At 71.4% G+C, this 15,320-nt stretch carries 14 protein-coding genes and 1 tRNA gene; 5 read left to right on the forward strand and 10 right to left on the reverse strand.

The window, feature by feature from the left end:
• Window positions 1–16: 16 nt before the first annotated feature.
• Together VMF51_RS15925 and VMF51_RS15930 are read right to left on the reverse strand one after the other, a co-directional pair.
• Window positions 17–2,035, reverse strand: coding sequence for a hypothetical protein (locus VMF51_RS15925; protein ID WP_325475437.1), 2,019 nt, complete (start codon window positions 2,033–2,035; stop codon window positions 17–19).
• Window positions 2,036–2,406: 371 nt separating this feature from the next.
• The gene (locus VMF51_RS15930) at window positions 2,407–2,889 is read right to left on the reverse strand and encodes a hypothetical protein (RefSeq protein ID WP_325475438.1); all 483 of its coding nucleotides are present in this window, start codon (window positions 2,887–2,889) and stop codon (window positions 2,407–2,409) included.
• Window positions 2,890–3,323: 434 nt separating this feature from the next.
• Between VMF51_RS15930 and VMF51_RS15935 the strand changes: the two genes are divergently transcribed.
• The gene (locus VMF51_RS15935) at window positions 3,324–3,551 is read left to right on the forward strand and encodes a hypothetical protein (RefSeq protein ID WP_325475439.1); all 228 of its coding nucleotides are present in this window, start codon (window positions 3,324–3,326) and stop codon (window positions 3,549–3,551) included.
• 320 nt (window positions 3,552–3,871) lie between these two features.
• Here VMF51_RS15935 and VMF51_RS15940 read toward each other — a convergent pair whose 3' ends face one another.
• Window positions 3,872–5,083 carry a PrsW family intramembrane metalloprotease gene (locus VMF51_RS15940; RefSeq protein ID WP_325475440.1) on the reverse strand — a complete coding sequence of 404 codons (1,212 nt, stop codon included), beginning with the start codon at window positions 5,081–5,083 and terminating at the stop codon, window positions 3,872–3,874.
• Window positions 5,080–5,724 carry a hypothetical protein gene (locus VMF51_RS15945; protein ID WP_325475441.1) on the reverse strand — a complete coding sequence of 215 codons (645 nt, stop codon included), beginning with the start codon at window positions 5,722–5,724 and terminating at the stop codon, window positions 5,080–5,082. The genes VMF51_RS15940 and VMF51_RS15945 overlap by 4 nt, the downstream gene beginning before the upstream one ends.
• Window positions 5,725–6,049: 325 nt before the next feature.
• Between VMF51_RS15945 and VMF51_RS15950 the strand changes: the two genes are divergently transcribed.
• Window positions 6,050–6,122: transfer RNA gene (locus VMF51_RS15950), tRNA-Lys, on the forward strand.
• Here VMF51_RS15950 and VMF51_RS15955 read toward each other — a convergent pair.
• The 3 genes from VMF51_RS15955 to VMF51_RS15965 all read right to left on the reverse strand — a co-directional run bounded on the left by VMF51_RS15955 (window position 6,120) and on the right by VMF51_RS15965 (window position 8,001).
• Window positions 6,120–6,470 (reverse strand): hypothetical protein, encoded by a 351-nt coding sequence (locus VMF51_RS15955; RefSeq protein ID WP_325475442.1) that lies wholly within the window; start codon window positions 6,468–6,470, stop codon window positions 6,120–6,122. The two genes, VMF51_RS15950 and VMF51_RS15955, sit on opposite strands and share 3 nt — an antisense overlap.
• 78 nt (window positions 6,471–6,548) lie before the next feature.
• Window positions 6,549–6,857, reverse strand: a complete 309-nt coding sequence (locus VMF51_RS15960; protein WP_325475443.1) for a WhiB family transcriptional regulator — start codon at window positions 6,855–6,857, stop codon at window positions 6,549–6,551.
• 67 nt (window positions 6,858–6,924) lie between these two features.
• A complete protein-coding gene (locus tag VMF51_RS15965) occupies window positions 6,925–8,001 on the reverse strand; it encodes a hypothetical protein (protein WP_325475444.1) in 1,077 nt (358 codons plus the stop codon).
• Between the two features lie 53 nt (window positions 8,002–8,054).
• Here VMF51_RS15965 and VMF51_RS15970 point away from each other — a divergent pair, with 53 nt between their 5' ends.
• On the forward strand, window positions 8,055–9,008 hold the full coding sequence (locus tag VMF51_RS15970) for an epimerase (protein WP_325475445.1): 954 nt from the start codon (window positions 8,055–8,057) through the stop codon (window positions 9,006–9,008).
• Window positions 9,009–9,066: 58 nt separating this feature from the next.
• A complete protein-coding gene (locus VMF51_RS15975; RefSeq protein WP_325475446.1) occupies window positions 9,067–10,248 on the forward strand; it encodes an acyl-CoA dehydrogenase family protein in 1,182 nt (393 codons plus the stop codon).
• On the opposite strand, the gene VMF51_RS15980 is transcribed toward VMF51_RS15975, so the two are convergent.
• Window positions 10,232–12,520, reverse strand: coding sequence for a SpoIIE family protein phosphatase (locus VMF51_RS15980; RefSeq protein WP_325475447.1), 2,289 nt, complete (start codon window positions 12,518–12,520; stop codon window positions 10,232–10,234). The two genes, VMF51_RS15975 and VMF51_RS15980, sit on opposite strands and share 17 nt — an antisense overlap.
• Window positions 12,521–12,638: 118 nt before the next feature.
• Complete coding sequence (locus tag VMF51_RS15985; RefSeq protein WP_325475448.1) at window positions 12,639–12,761, reverse strand: hypothetical protein; 123 nt, start codon at window positions 12,759–12,761, stop codon at window positions 12,639–12,641.
• Between the two features lie 209 nt (window positions 12,762–12,970).
• Between VMF51_RS15985 and VMF51_RS15990 the strand changes: the two genes are divergently transcribed.
• Entirely contained in the window at window positions 12,971–13,645 is a 675-nt protein-coding gene (locus tag VMF51_RS15990; protein WP_325475449.1) for a PaaI family thioesterase, read from the forward strand.
• A gap of 5 nt (window positions 13,646–13,650) precedes the next feature.
• Here VMF51_RS15990 and VMF51_RS15995 read toward each other — a convergent pair whose 3' ends face one another.
• Window positions 13,651–15,153 (reverse strand): NAD(P)/FAD-dependent oxidoreductase, encoded by a 1,503-nt coding sequence (locus VMF51_RS15995; protein ID WP_325475450.1) that lies wholly within the window; start codon window positions 15,151–15,153, stop codon window positions 13,651–13,653.
• Window positions 15,154–15,320 lie beyond the last annotated feature (167 nt).

A 15,320-nucleotide genomic window follows, 5' to 3' on the forward strand; every position in this document is an offset into this window, starting at 1 on the left:
CGAGTCGAGGTCGGGGTCAGCCCGCCACCACGCCCAGCCCGTCGAGACGCACCTGTCGCCCGCCGGCCACGACGATCCGCAGCTTGCCGCTGAAGGGCTTGGCCAGCGTGGCGACCGGGACCAGCCGAGGGGTCCGGGAGGTCGGCAGCGTGACGGTACGCAGGCGACGCTTGCCGGCGAGGACGGTGACCTTGCCGCTCCCCTTCCCGGGCCCGGCCACGAGGATCAGGCTCCGGGCGCCCCGGACCTTGACGCTCACCGACGCGCCCCTCCTGGACGCCCGCAGGAAGGAGCCGCCGTACGCCGATGCGGAGCGGACGCGCTTCCAACCCCGAGCCTTGCGCAGCGCCCGGTCGTCGAGAGGGACCGTCCAGGTCCGGGCGGCGGGGGTGGCGTCGGCATTGCCGGCCGCGTCGACCCCCGTCGCCGTCACCCGGTGCGTGCCGGGCCGAAGCCGTGCGAGCGCGAGCGAGGCGCCGCACGGCACGCTCGCGCCGTCGAGGGTGCAGGCCACCCGCTCGGCGTCCGCGGCGTGGATGCCGAGGGTGATCGACGAGCGCAGGTCGACCGAGCCCTCGGCCGGGCCGGAGGTGAACCGCGTCTGCGGCGCGGTCGTGTCGACGACCCACTCGTGCACCGCCGGCACCTGCGTCACGTTGCCCGAGCCGTCGGTGGCCCGGACCTCGAAGCGGTGCCGGCCGTCGGCGAGCCCGACGTACGACGTGGGCGAGGTGCACACCGTCCAGGCGCCGCCGTCGAGGCGGCAGGAGTACGACGCGGCGCCGGGTGCCGCGAACGTGAGGGTCGCCCGGTCGCGGACGTGCTTGCCGGTGAGGGTGATGACCGGCACGGTGCTGTCGCTGACCCACTCGTGCACGACCGGCACGGCCTCGGTGTTGCCGAGGTCGTCGACCGAGCGGACCTCGAAGCGGTGCTGTCCGTCGGCGAGCCCGACGTACGTCGCCGGCGAGGTGCACGGGCCCCAGCTGCCGCCGTCGAGCCGGCACTCCGACAGCGCGGCGCCGGGAGCCGTGAACGCGATCGAGGCGGTGTCGCGGACGTGGGTCGTGGTCCCGATCGTCGTGACCGGGGCCGTGGTGTCGACGGTCCAGGTGTGCTCGACCGGGAACAGGTCCAGCCAGGTACCGACCTTCGCGCGAGCCCGCAGGGTGTGCTGCCCGTCGGCGAGACCGGCCAGGTCGACCACGACGTTCCTGCCCGACGCGCACCCGGACCACGCCGCGCCGTCGAGCGAGCAGTCGAAGGCGTTCCCGGCGCCCGTGCGCAGGTTGAACCGCGCCGTGCTCGACGCGACGCGGGCCGCGGGACCCGAGATGACCTCGGTGTCGACGACCGTGACCTCGTGGCTCTGGAAGGCGCTGGTGTTGCCCGACGCGTCGACCGCTCGCACGCTGAAGCGGTGCGAGCCCTCGTCCCAGGGCACGACCTTCGGCGAGGAGCAGGCCATGAACGACAGGCTCTCGTAGGCGCACTCCAGGTCGCCGTGGTCGGCGGCCCAGGCGTAGGTCCAGGTGCCCGGGGCGCTGGTGTCGCGGACCTGGGTGAAGGACGTCAGCGTGGGCGAGCGTACGTCGCTGAAGTTGGCGGTCACCGTCTTCTCGACGCTGCCGAACGCCCCCGAGTGCACGGCGCACTCGAAGGTCTCGCCGACCTTCCGCACGTCGTCGCACCCGTCCCAGTTGGTCACGACCCACTCCCCGGCGGGCTCGGGAGCGGGGACGGCGCGCAGCCAGATCCAGGCCTCGAAGGGCTCCTCGTTGCGGATCCGGCCGCAGTCCTGGACGACGCGGTCGTCCAGGTTGGCGGTCCGGTCGCAGCTGGTCCAGCCGCCGTCCTCGATGGAGCCCTCGACGACCTGCACCGTGCCGGCGCCGCGGATCTTCAGGGTCAGGCCGACCTGGCCGGCGCTCGCGGGGGGCGCGGTCACGGCCAGGCCGGAGAGCAGGAGTGTTGTCCCGGCGGCGAGTGCGAGCACACGGCGCCAGGCGCGATGGGGGCGATGGGGGTGGGGCACGGTCGTTCCTTCGTGGGAGGGATGCCCGCCGTCCCGGCGGGCATCCCCAGTCCCTCACCCCGCCCTTGCAGCCTCCTTGGCGCGACCTTGCGGGTCCCTTTCTTAGCCTTGCGCGGCCAACCCCTGATCAGGTTCATCGAGTCCGGAGGCGCGGGTTGCTGCACGAGCGGTCACATGACGGCCTGCCAACGATCAGTGCATCAGGAGCCGCCACCCGGCACGACGGTCTCGGAGTTACCGTCGCACCGCACCATCATCAACTCACCCGTCATGACGATGCGCACCAACCTCGCGACATTCGAGGGGTCGTACTGATGCGCGACCGGCTCCCGGGCCATCAGCCAGCACGGTGGAGCCGGCTGATGGCCCGGTCATGCTGCACTGCCGTTCCAGACGAAGAGCGGCATTCCCTTCGGGGCTTCAGGCCCGTCGTCGGAGTCAGTCTCGCGGAGGTGTTCCACCCACCCGGGCTGCTGGCGCCAGAATGCCTCGGCACTCTCGTTCTTAGCCAACGCGATGACGGGCGGGCCATAGGCCGCAACCAGCAGGTGCACTGCCTCGGTCCCGAGGCCGGACCCGCGGGCGGTGTCGCGCACCTCGATGAGGTCGATCTCCGTGACGCCGCCCTCGGGCCGATCCCAGGTCGGGTACGCCAGCCCGGTCAGGGCCTCCAGCTTGATCTGCGCCCGCGCCACCTCGACCCCGAACTCGTCAGTGAACGAGGCGAACGCAACCTGACCATGACATTGCCCGGTCCACCACCCCACCCTGAAGCCGGGAAGGTCCAGGTAGGGCTTCGATACGCACGCGTGCTCTGACTCGAGGGCCTTGACGAAGGTCAACGTTAACGTCACCCTCAGATGCTCCCAACACGCCCAGAACCACGACACAGGGCCTGCCCGCCGCGCGCCACCGACCCCACGGCAGCACGGGCCAGACTGGCCCGCAGGCCGGTTCCTCGCCGAGCAGCACGACGTCAACGCCAGCGACGTGCTCGACGGGCAGCACCTACCTGCGGACGCATGGGCGACTCGAAACGCTGCCGATGCGACCTGCCCTTGAGGCAGGCACCGGCCCTTGGGTTGAGTACGCCACGGGTCGCCTACTTGACTGGCGGGCGCATCTCGGAGCACTCGTGCCGCGCTGAGTACGGCAAGGGGCGTCCAGGACCCAGACGCAGTGATTGGCACGGCAGCCCGGGACCGCCTCTCGCGGTTGGTTCAATCTCCTGGTGTCGAGCGAACAAGAACACGCGTCACCCGACCACCTCGAAGTCACCGTTGACGGCATGACCTTCTCCGTCGTCTACGACCCTTCGCAGCCGGGCACGTACCACTACACCCGGCTTCCCGGAGAGTCTGGAGGGCCTGCGGTGGGCTACGGCTTGAGCAGCCGACGCTCCGATCATCAACGAGAGACGATCGCCGGGCATGCCGACGCCATCCGAGATTTCATCGCAATGGTTGACCCCGTCACCGGATACATCGAGGACGATGACGACGGGGACACCGAGTAGCTGGGTGGAGTCCACGAGCCCACAAGATCGCCCGCTCCTGCCGCTGGTCGGGTGCGTCCACGAGTGACCCGAACTTCGATCACCGACTGCGCCGTCTGGCAGCTTGAGCAGGCCGTGGCTGGAGTCCTGTTGCTGTTCATCGCCGGCTTCGTCCGCAGAGGTGACAGGAGCAGCGCGGACCCAGAACCGGTGCTCTATGGCGACCGACCCTGGTCAGCACGCTCGACCGATCTTCGCTGAGACATCGTCATCTCGGGCCGAACGTTGCGTTTCGCCTGCGTGGCGACAGGACTGCTCGAACCCGTCGCGGCCGTGCTTGCTCAGCTGGTCGCTGCACGGAGACGAGCAATGTCGGCGCGAGCGTGCTCGACCTCGGTGCTCTCGGCGCCCTTGGCGTGGACGAGTTCGTCGACGAGGTCGCGGATCGCCTCCAGGGTGTGCTTTCGACGGACTCGCTGCTGACGGTCATGACCGTGCCCGCCGGCGCCGTGGAGGTAGGACTTGCGGCTCTTCCGGTCGAGCAGCGCCTCGACCTCCTCGTCGGTGACCACGCCCGTGCTGACCTCGGGGGCGAGGATCGCCTTCACGTACCGCCCCTGGGCGGGTGCGGCCGTCTTGAAGGCGTACCACAGCATCCCCAGCCCGATGAGGGCCGAGCTGAGCATCACGGCGAACGTGGCCACGGCGGAGTTGGAGAAGGCGACGACCGAGTCCCACGTGAGGTGAGCGAGTACGCCGGCGGCCACGAGAGCGATCCCCCGGCCGACGCGGCGCGGTTGTGCCGCGGTGCCGATGAGGTACACCAGGCCGGCGCAGCACAGGGCGCTGTAGAGGGGATGAGACAAGAAGCCCGTGGCAACGCGGAGCTCCGCCGTACCGACGGCCCCTCCCACGGGGTCGGTACCGAAGTTCGCGAACGCCGCGTTGACCGCGTACAGGGTGTCCTCGAAGACCTGGAACCCGAGGCCGATGAACGCGCCGAGCAGGAGGCCGTCGTGGACGGTGCGCACCAACCGCGCCGACAGCCCCATCAACAGGAGGAAACCAGCGAACTTGGAGGTCTCCTCGACGAACGGCGCAGTGAGTCCGGCCTGCCAGGCCGAGGCCCACTCCTGTCCGAACAGCTTCGCGTACAGGTTCATCACGGCCGCGTTCCCCTGGATCGCCATCGCGAAGGTCGCCGCGACCCCGCCCCATAGGAACGCGGTGACGATGAGCGAGAACGGCTGGTGCTCCCATCGGTCGATGTGGCGGAACCACAGCCACCACACCAACCCCAGGACACCGTTGACGACGATCCCGACCGCGAGCGCGTCGCCGTAGTACCCGATCACCGGCGAGAAGCTGGTGAAGATGTGATGGACGCCGATCGCCATCAGCACGACGTAGACCCAGAAGCACAGGTTGCGCGGTTGGACCAGGTGGAACCGCTCACCCCAGGCGGACTCCTCCAACGCCTGGGCTCGGGCTTGGATCAGGTCGTCCGGCGCGGCGGCGGACCCGGGCACGGCGTCGGTCGGGTAGGTGCTCATGATGCGGATCCCGTCTCGTCGAGCCGGCGGATGGTCGCGACCATGGAGACGATCTCGTCGGAGACCGCGCTCAGCTGCTCGGGCGGTCCGACGATCTGGATCTCGACGCCGGTGCCGTCGAGGACGAGCGCGGCGATCGACCCCGCGGCACGCGCGCTGGTGAACGCCTCGGCGACGCCGACGTCGCCGGCATCGGTGGTGAGGCTCACCCGCTCGTTGCTGACCGAGAACCCCTCGCCGTTGTCGGTGAGGGTGGTGACCTTGTCGATCTGGTCGAGCAGGGCGTCCGGGGTGCCGTCGAAGTCGCCGCTCTGGACGGCGAAGGTCACGCCGTTCTTCACCAAGACGACCTGTTCGGCGCTCGCCGGGCGGTCCGGGTCGTACCGGAGCCCGCTGTCGACCTGCCAGCCCGCCGTCGGGGTGAACACGATGCCGTCGGCGATCAGGAAGCGCTCCCCAGCCGACACCTGGTCGTCGTACGCCACGGCGTCGTCGATGCGAGGAACGACCACGGTCCACAGTGCGAAGATCGCGAGCGCGACGAGCGCGTACGGGATGGACCGCTTGTCCAGGCCCATCCACCGGCGCTCGACCGGAACCCGGGGCCGCCGGGACCCCGTCCCCGCAGGTGCTGATGACATCACGAGTCCTCCTCGGGCGCCCGCCTGACCCCGTGCTCGGCGACGGCGCGTTCAACCTAGGGCTTTACTCCGCAGTAGGGAATCGTCTTGTGACGACGTGCACTCTCGCCGTGCACGTGCAGCTAGTCCGAATCAACCGCCGCCGCGCGTCTTGTGCAGAACGACGTCGTCGAGTCGCCCGGAGCACCAGACCGCTCACGGTTGTCGCGATCCTCCGGAGGATGGGTGCCGTTCGGGACACCCGGGGCACGGTCGGGTGCGTGGAGAGCACTGGAGGACTGTTAACTTCTTCCGGGAGCGAGACGGATGAGCGTCCCCATCTCCCGGGCCCCTAGCTCAATTGGCAGAGCAGAGGACTTTTAATCCTTGGGTTGTGGGTTCGAGTCCCACGGGGCCTACCGGCTGTCGTCGTCCTCGGTCCGGCGCGAGCGGCGCAGCATCTCGCCGATCAGGTCGACGACGCCGTCGACGTCGCCGCGCTGGACGCCGTCGGCGGACTCGATGCGGGCGAGGGCCAGGTCCTCGGGGAGCCGGACGCCGGTCCGGACGACGTAGACCGTGTCCTCCGAGGTGAAGGCGATGTCGGTGACGGCGGCGGCGTGGTACTCGCCGTCGGCGTCGAGGATGACCAGCTCCTCCCCGGGCTCGAGGCCGCGGGTGAGCTTCGTGCGGGAGTGGTGGAGCGGGAACGTGCTGGTAGCACCGACCACGAGTCGGGTCGGCAGCGCGACCTCAACCAGCTCCACTTCCAGACCCCCCGCGATGGTTCGACTCGTTCATCGTTCCCCATCGGGGCCGCATTTAGCGACTTCGGCGGCTGCCGGTCAAGACCGGGCCTCGGCCCGCACCTTGGGCGGGCGGCCGCGGCGCGGCTTGCGCGGGATCACCTGGCCGGCGCTGAAGAGCTCGCCTCCCCAGACCCCCCACGGCTCCCCGCGGTCGACGGCGGCCGACAGGCAGGCGGGGCGGATCGGGCACGGGAGGCAGGCCGACTTGGCCTTCATCGCGCCGTCGTTGTCCTTGGCGAACCACAGGTCGGGGTCGGCGTGGCAGGGCAGGACGTCCGGACGGACGGGGGCCGCGGTCGCGGACGGGGTCTCGGCGAGAGTCTGGGTGAGGGTCGCTGTGCTCATGGGACATGAGTACGCGCGCCCGCTTGCAGGAGACTGGGAGCGGACTGGAGGTCCACTTGAGCCGCGGTCAGGTCGTGGCCGCGACGCGTACCTCGTGGACCGGGCGCCATCGGTCGTGCAGCGTGGTGATCAGGCTGATCAGCGACAGGAAGAACATCGTGTCGAAGCCGTCCAGGCTGGCCTCCCCGCCCGGCAGCACCTCGTCCGCGAGCACCACGAGTACGACGTTGACGGCCAGCCGGATGAGGAACGTGACGGCCAGCGAGCCCACCGTCCAGTGGCGCCGGGCCGCGACCAGCGTGATGGCGGCGTTGAGGACGACGACCACCGCGACGCCCACGAACAGCTCGGTCGAGGAGCCGGTGAAATCCGGCAGCATCTGCGCGAACACGACTGCGAGCAGCCCGACCAGCACGATCTTCTCGACCGTCCCCCAGGACAGGACCCGGTCGTTCTCGGCGCGCCACGCGATCTGCTCGTGCGCCTCGTCGATCTCCTCGGGCAGCGGCTCCGGGCTCAGCCGCCAGTCCCAGTCCGGCGCGGGCAGCCGCGGGGTGACGACGTACCGGACCACCACGACCGCCCCGGCGACGAGGACGAAGAGCAGCAGCAGGACCCACCGGTGTGCCGCGATCTCGTCGGTCACGTCGAGCTTCGCGATGTGGATCCACCACTCCTGGGGGAGCTTGACGAAGACCCACAGCAGGGCGGCGGCACTCAGCCACCAGCTCAGCGCCAGCGCGATCGGGGACCACCGGGCGCGCACCGTCTCGTAGGCGATGAAGAAGTACTCGAAGGTGTTCGGGAAGATCAGCAGCAGCGGCCGCGCGTGGGACAGCTCGAAGGCCACCACGCCGATCAGCCGGTAGAAGTAGAGGAACCAGCCGATCCGGAAGGCCGGGACGCTGACCCAGTTGCGCAGCATCGCGAGGTAGGCGATCGCCAGGTAGTAGACGTCCATCGCCTTGTCGTAGGCCTGGTAGCCCGGCGGGTCGTAGCCGAAGAGCTGGAAGATCGTCTGGTCGACCCCGTCGAGCACGAGGCAGGCGACCACGGCCGGGAGCGGCCAGTACGGGATCGCCAGCGGCAGCAGGAAGCGCGCGCCGACGACGGCGACGAAGACGAGCGTCACGCCCAGGTCCATGGCGAGCATCATGGCAGTTTGAACATGTTCAAAATGGCGTCTAGGGTCGCGACATGCGCATCGTGATCCCCGGGGGCACCGGACAGGTCGGCGGCATCCTCCGACGCTCGCTCGCCGCACGCGGACACGACGTCGTCGTCCTGAGCCGGCGTGTCGCGCCGCTGGAGCCCGGCGTCCGGCACCTGCTCTGGGACGGGCGCACCGTCGGCGACTGGGCCGCGGAGCTCGACGGCGCGGCCGCCGTCGTCAACCTCGCCGGACGCTCGGTCAGCTGCCGCTACACCGACGAGAACCTGCGCCAGATGATGGCGTCGCGGGTCGAGTCCACCCGTGCGGTCGGCCGGGCGCTGGAGCAGGTCGGCCGGCCGCCCGCCGTGTGGCTGCAGATGAGCACCGCCACGATCTACGCCGACCGCCGCGACGCACCGAACGACGAGGAGACCGGGATCATCGGGGGCGACGAGCCCGGCGTCCCGCCGTACTGGGAGTACAGCGTGCGGATCGCCCGCCGCTGGGAGGCGGCCCAGCAGGAGGCGACCCTGCCGCACACGCGGCGGGTGGCGATGCGCGCCGCGATGGTGATGAGCCCCGACCGCGGCGGGGTCCTCGACTATCTCCTGCGGATGGCGCGGCTAGGCCTCGGCGGACCGGTCGCCGGCGGTGGGCAGTACGTCTCCTGGATCCACGACCGCGACCTGGTCCGGGCCGTCGACCTGCTCCTGGCCCGCGACGACCTCGACGGCCCGGTGAACCTCGCCGCGCCCGGTCCGCTCCCCCAGCGCGAGCTGATGCGCGACCTGCGCCGGGCCTGGGGCCGGCGCCCGGGGCTGCCCGCGACCCGCGCGATGGCCGAGGTCGGCGCCTGGGCGCTGGGCACCGACACCGAGCTCCTGCTGAAGAGCCGCCGCGTCGTACCGACCAGGCTGCTGGAGGCCGGGTTCGAGTTCGAGCACCCCGCGTGGCCGGGCGCCGCCGCCGACCTCGTCGCCCGGGTCCGCGGGCGGTGAGGTGACCCGCGCCACCGCGGGGCATGCTGGTTCCGACGCCGAACCGAGAGGAAGAACCGTGAGCGCTCGTCGTGTGCTGCCGTCCGAGGAGGCCGTCGACCTGGTCCGGCTGGTACGCCGGATCGCGGCCGACGAGCTCGCGCCCCGCGCCGCCGCGGCCGAGGCCGCCGGCGAGTTCCCCCGCGACGTGTTCCGGATGCTCGGCCGCACCGGCCTGCTGGGCCTCCCCTACCCCGAGGAGTACGGCGGTGGCGGTCTGCCGTACGAGGTCTACCTGCAGGTGCTGGAGGAGATCGGGGCGGTGTGGGCCAGCGTCGGCGTCGGCACTTCCGTGCACGCCCTGTCGTGCTTCGGGCTCGTGACGCGCGGCACCGACGAGCAGCGGCAGCGCTGGCTGCCCGACATGCTCGGCGGCGACCTGCTCGGCGCCTACTGCCTCTCCGAGCCGCACGCGGGGTCGGATCCCGCCGCGATGACCACGACCGCCCGCCTGATGGGCGACGAGTACGTCATCTCCGGCGCCAAGGCCTGGACCACCCACGGCGGCGAGGCCGACTTCTACAAGGTCATGGCCCGCACCTCCGAGAGCCCGGGCGGGCGCGACGGCATCTCCTGCTTCCTCGTGCCCGGCGACAGCCCCGGCCTGACCGCCGACAAGCCCGAGGACAAGATGGGGCTGACCGGCTCCACGACCGCCACCATGCGCTTCGACGGCGTACGCGTCCCGGTCGAGCGGCGCCTCGGCGCCGAGGGCGAGGGCCTCCGGATCGCCCTGGCGGGTCTCGACTCCGGCAGGCTCGGCATCGCCGCGGTCGCCACCGGCCTCGCGCAGGGCGCGCTGGACGCGGCGGTCGCCTACGCGCAGCAGCGCACCACCTTCGGCCGGCGCATCATCGACCACCAGGGGCTGTCCTTCCTGCTGGCCGACATGGAGGCGGCGGTCGCCTCGGCCCGGGCGACCACGCTGCACGCCGCCCGCCTCAAGGACGCGGGGCTGCCGTTCTCCCGCGAGGCCTCGGTCGCCAAGCTGGTCGCGACCGACCAGGCCATGCGGGTCACCACGGACGCCGTCCAGGTTCTCGGCGGCGCGGGCTACACGAAGGACTTCCCCGTCGAGCGCTACATGCGCGAGGCCAAGGTGATGCAGATCTTCGAGGGCACCAACCAGATCCAGCGCCTGGTCATCGCCCGCGGCCTGGACACCACCGACCAGGGCGCGGTCGTCAGCCTGCCGGACTGACGCCCGGTCCGGCGCCCGGACTGACCCTGATCGCCAGCACCGTCGTGTCGTCGTCGCGGGCGCCGGGGACGGCGAGCAGCATGCCGTCCACCCAGTCCTCCATGCCGGCGGGTCCGGGGCCCGTGCCGGCGATGTCGGCGAGCCCCGCCAGCGACGTCCCGAGGTCGACGCCGCGCCGCTCGACGAGGCCGTCGGTGTAGAGCAGCAGTGTCGAGCCGCGGGTGAGGACGAACTCGGTCTCGCCGGCCTCGGAGACGCCGAGCCCCAGCACCGGTCGGGTGGCGACGTGCAGCTCGCTCACCACCCCGTCCTCGATCAGCAGGGGCGGCGGGTGCCCGGCGGCGGACAGCACCACGCGGCCCGTCGCCGGCTCGACGGTGCCGACGACCACGGTGGCGATGAGCTGCTCGAACAGCCCGTCCATGAAGCGGTCGGTGCGGTCCAGGACGACCGCCGGCGACTCGTCGCCGAACAGGTGGGCACGGACCGCGGCCCGCAGCTGGGTCATCGTCGTCGCGGCCGCGACGCCGTGGCCGGCGACGTCCCCGACCACGAACGCCATCCGGCCCCCGGGCAGCTCGAACGCGTCCCACCAGTCCCCGCCCAGCTGGAACGTGGCCGCCGGGAGGTAGCGGGCCGCGATCTCCAGGCCGGCGACCCGGGGCGTCTCGGACGGGATGACGCTGCGCTGGAGCGCCTCGGCCATGTCCACCTGCTCGCGGGAGTTGGCGTAGAGCAGGCTGGCCAGGTGGCTCGCGAGCGCGGTGGCGTGGTCGAGGTGCCACGGTCGCCAGCCCTCGCTGTGACCGCGCACCACCTGCTGCCACTTCTCGAACGACTTGCGGGGGCTCAGCCGCACCTGCGGATCCTCGGCGAGCGCGAGCTGCTTGTTGGTGGGGTCCCCGCCCCAGTCGACGACCTCGGGGAGCTCGGGACGCACCCAGCACAGCCACCGGTCCGGGGCGGACCCGATCACCAGCGCACCGGCCGCCGTGTCGGCCACCGCCTCCAGGGCCGGGTCGAGCGCCGCGAGGTGCGAGCTGGACCCCGGGTGGCTCTCCGGCCGGCGCAGCAGCTCCGCGATCCGCCGGATCGACGCCTCGTCCGGCACCGTGCCCAGGGTGGTCACCCGCCCGTCGAAGCAGAGCGCCACGCCTCCGGCGCCCATCAGCTCCGTCAGCGCCGGGCTCTCCATCAGCGTCTCCAGGGGCGCCCGGGCGGCCGAGGTCGCGGCCTGCACCTCCGCGAGCAGCTCCTCGGCCCGGTGCACCTCGTCGCGGTCGTCGGCCCGCTCGCGCTCGGCCACCAGCTGCGAGGCGACCTGGCCGAGGAACTCGGACGCCGCACGGACGTCGAGGCTCAGGACGTGCGGCCCCGAGTAGTGATGGCAGGCGACCAGCCCCCACAGCTCGCCGTCGACCACCAGGGATACCGACATCGAGGCGGTCACCCCCATGTTGGAGAGGTACTCGACGTGGATCGGGGAGACGCTGCGCAACGTCGAGTGGGACAGGTCGAGCGGGCTGCCCGTCGCCGGGTCGAGCACCGGCACGATCGGGACCGGGGTGTAGGAGATGTCGGCGATCAGCCTGATCCAGTTGACCGTGTAGAGCCGGCGCGCCTGGGCCGGGATGTCGGTCGCCGGGTAGTGCAGGCCGACGAACGGGTTGAGGTCCGGACGCCGGCGCTCGGCGATCACCTCGCCGTTCCAGTCCTCGTCGAAGCGGTAGACCATCACCCGGTCGAAGCCGGTCAGGTCGGCGATCTCGTTCACCAGGCCCTCGGAGAGCCCGACGACCGAGGTGGTGCGGGCCAGGCGCTGCATCGCGCCCCGCGCGACGCGGTAGCTCAGCAGAGCGGCGTCCGGTCCGTCGGCGGGCTCCAGCTCGACGACCACCCGGTCGCCGGAGCGGTGCACGGCGGCGTCGACGTACGCCGGCAGGCCCGCGTCACGGGTCGTGAGCTCCTCGACGTACAGGTGCAGCACCTCGGCGCGCTCGCCCTCGACCGACGCCCGGATCGACTCCGTCACCCCGGCCCCCAGCAGCGAGGACAGCGGCGTCCTCAGGACCGACTCCAGGTCCACGCCGAGCATCGCCGCGACGTTGTCCGACGCCATCACGACCCGCCAGTCCTCGGCGTCCACCGCCAGGAGGACGCCGTGCGGCTGGATCGCGCCGGGGATGTGGATCGGCTCGCGATCGCAGTTGGTCAGGTCCGCGGCCGCATAGGCGGGCGTGTGTGCGGACACGGCCTGCTCGGTCAAGGGCACTCCGGAAGGATCGGGGTCGGGACGGTCCCGTACGACGGGGATGCGCTACGTCCTGGCCCATCCAATCAGGTCGGATGCGACCGCGTCCGCTCTCGGGCCGACTTCGGCCCGGGCGGGCCTACTTCCGAGCGGCGCGCAGCTGGCGCCGCAGGCGCAGCTCCCGCAGGAGCATCCGGATGTCGTCGACCTCCCGGTCGGCTCCGCTCGCCGGCTCCGAGGGTCGCGGCGCGTCCGTGGCCACCGCCTCCGGCACTTGCCGGCGCGAGCCCGCTGCGTTCCCCAATTCCAGTTCCCTCCGCCACCGCATGTCGGTGGGCGAGTCTAGGGAATCCGAGGCATCCGCGGAGCGGAATCCGTCGACATCGGCCCGCTCGACCTCCGGATGTGCGCCTGAGCGCACGAACACCTTCGGAATCCGATCTAACTGAAACGTGTTCTAGACTCCTGCCCGTGAGCGGCTACGTGCAGGACGACATCTCCGAGGACGAGCTCGAGCGCCAGCGCTCGCTCTACGGCCCCTTCACCCAGTCGGTGCGGGAGCTGGTCGACGTCACGATCCGCACCCTGGTCGACGACGACGAGATCCGGCGCGCCCAAGCCGAGATCGAGGCGATCACCGCGCGCCTGCGCGAGCACCAGCTCGACGGGCCGTACGGCGTCCGCTTCAGCCGGACCGGTCGGGGCCGTCCGTGGGGCAACACGGTGGTGGGCCTGCGGAACCCGGCCGCGCCGCCGCTGGTGATCGAGCACGATCCCTCCGGACGGGCGTGGTCGGACTTCCACCTCGGCGCGGCGTACGAGGGACCGCCCAGCCTGGTGCACGGAGGCGTCTCCGCGCTCATCCTCGACCAGCTGCTCGGCGAGGCCGCGGGCGCCGGCGGCAAGCCGGGCATGACCGGCACGCTGACCCTGACCTACCGGCAGGGCACCCCGCTCGGCGACCTGCGCGCCGAGGCCTGGATCGATCGCGTCGAGGGCGTGAAGACCTGGGCCAAGGGACACATCCTCGGCCCCGACGGCGTCACCGTCGAGGCCGAGGGCGTCTTCATCCTGCCGCGCTGGGCACGCGAGGCGATCGAGGCCCAGGACGACGACGGCAAGCCGACGCCGTCGTACTTCGAGTAGCTAGGTCAGCCGGCGCGCTCGCCGAGGTGGGCGCCGCGCTGGCCGGAGTCGGTGAGCCGGGCCTCCTCGGCCGCCTGCGCCTCCAGCTCCTCGCGTCGCGAGGTCTCCAGCAGCTCGCGCGCGGCGTCGTACGCCCCCGGCTGGGAGACGAGGTCGGTCGCGCCGCCCTTGAGTCTCGCCAGCGCGCTGCGCGCGAAGATCTGCTGCTCGGTGGTGGTGCGCTCGGACCGGCCGCGACCGATGAACGAGACGGCCCAGCGGATCAGCGCCGTCACCCGGCTCTTGAAGCCGGTGATGTAGACGAGGTGCAGACCGAGCCACATCAGCCAGGCGACCAGGCCGGAGATGCGCAGCTTGCCGACCATGGCCACCGCGCGGAAGCGGCTGATGATCGCCATCGAGCCCTTGTCGAAGTACTTGAACGGCGGCAGCGGCGCCTTGCCCTTCACCCGGCCGTCGATGACCTTGGCGGCGTACTTGGAGCCCTGGATCGCGACCTGCGCCACCCCCGGCAGGTTGTCGAGGGCGATCATGTCGCCGACGACGAAGACCTCGGGGTGCCCCGGCAGCGTGAGGTCGGGGTTGACGCCGATCCGGCCGGCGCGGTCGAGCGGGGCACCGGTCTGCTCCGCCAGGGTCCGGCCGAGCGGGTTCGCCTGGACGCCGGCCGCCCAGATCTTGGTGACGGTGTCGATCCGCTCCGCGCGGCCGTCCTTGAACTTCATCTCGATGCCGCGCTCGTCGACGTCGGTCACCATCGCGCCGAGGACGACTTCGACCCCGAGCTTCTCGAGCTCCTTCTTGGACTTCTCGCCGAGCTTCTGACCGAACGGCGGCAGCACCTGCGGCGCGGCGTCGACGAGGACGACGCGCGCAGTGCGGGTGTTGATCGCCCGAAAGTCGCGCTTGAGCGTGCGGTGCGCGAGCTCGGCGATCTGGCCGGCCATCTCGACACCGGTCGGTCCCGCGCCGACGACCACGAAGGTGAGCAGATGGTCGACGTTCTCCCCGCGCTGCGCGCCGAGCTCGGCCACCTCGAAGGCGCCGAAGATGCGGCCGCGGAGCTCGAGGGCGTCGTCGATGCTCTTCATGCCCGGCGCGAACTCGGCGAAGTGGTCGTTGCCGAAGTACGACTGGCCCGCACCGGCCGCCACGATCAGGGAGTCGTACGGCGTGACGCTCTCGCGCCCGAGCACGTGCGAGGTGACGAGCCGCTTCTCCAGGTCGATGGCGGTGACCGCGCCGAGCAGCACCTGCGCGTTCGCCTGGCCCGAGAGGATCTCGCGGGTCGGTGGCGCGATCTCGCCCTCGGACAGGATGCCGGTCGCGACCTGGTAGAGCAGCGGCTGGAAGAGGTGGTGGGTCGTCTTCGCGATCATGGTGACGTCGACGTCGGAGCGACGCAGCGCCTTGGTCCCGAAGAGGCCGCCGAAGCCGGAGCCGACCACGACGACCCGGTGCCGGCCGGCGTGCTCCTGAGCGTCGCGGGGGTGGTCAGGCGATGCCATCACGAGCCTTCCTGCGTGTCGGTCGAGGATCGAGCCCAGCCGGGCCCGATCCGGTGCTGCCATTGTCCCGCTCCCCTGCCGGGTACCCCAACCCCCTGCCCCGTCGGGTGGGCTCGCGAAGTGGGGAGCGTCACACGGCCACCCACGCCGTACCCAATCGATATCGT

The sequence above is a fragment of the Nocardioides sp. genome (assembly GCF_035503875.1).
In the GTDB taxonomy this organism is placed as follows: domain Bacteria; phylum Actinomycetota; class Actinomycetes; order Propionibacteriales; family Nocardioidaceae; genus Nocardioides.

What these genes read in the sequence shown, in the direction of transcription:
- VMF51_RS15935 (WP_325475439.1), top strand. Translation starts at nt 3,324, where the DNA reads ATGACCTTCTCCGTCGTCTACGACCCTTCGCAGCCGGGCACGTACCAC.
- VMF51_RS15940 (WP_325475440.1), bottom strand. Translation starts at nt 5,083, where the DNA reads ATGAGCACCTACCCGACCGACGCCGTGCCCGGGTCCGCCGCCGCGCCG.
- VMF51_RS15945 (WP_325475441.1), bottom strand. Translation starts at nt 5,724, where the DNA reads ATGTCATCAGCACCTGCGGGGACGGGGTCCCGGCGGCCCCGGGTTCCG.
- VMF51_RS15960 (WP_325475443.1), bottom strand. Translation starts at nt 6,857, where the DNA reads ATGAGCACAGCGACCCTCACCCAGACTCTCGCCGAGACCCCGTCCGCG.
- VMF51_RS15965 (WP_325475444.1), bottom strand. Translation starts at nt 8,001, where the DNA reads ATGGACCTGGGCGTGACGCTCGTCTTCGTCGCCGTCGTCGGCGCGCGC.
- VMF51_RS15970 (WP_325475445.1), top strand. Translation starts at nt 8,055, where the DNA reads ATGCGCATCGTGATCCCCGGGGGCACCGGACAGGTCGGCGGCATCCTC.
- VMF51_RS15995 (WP_325475450.1), bottom strand. Translation starts at nt 15,153, where the DNA reads ATGGCATCGCCTGACCACCCCCGCGACGCTCAGGAGCACGCCGGCCGG.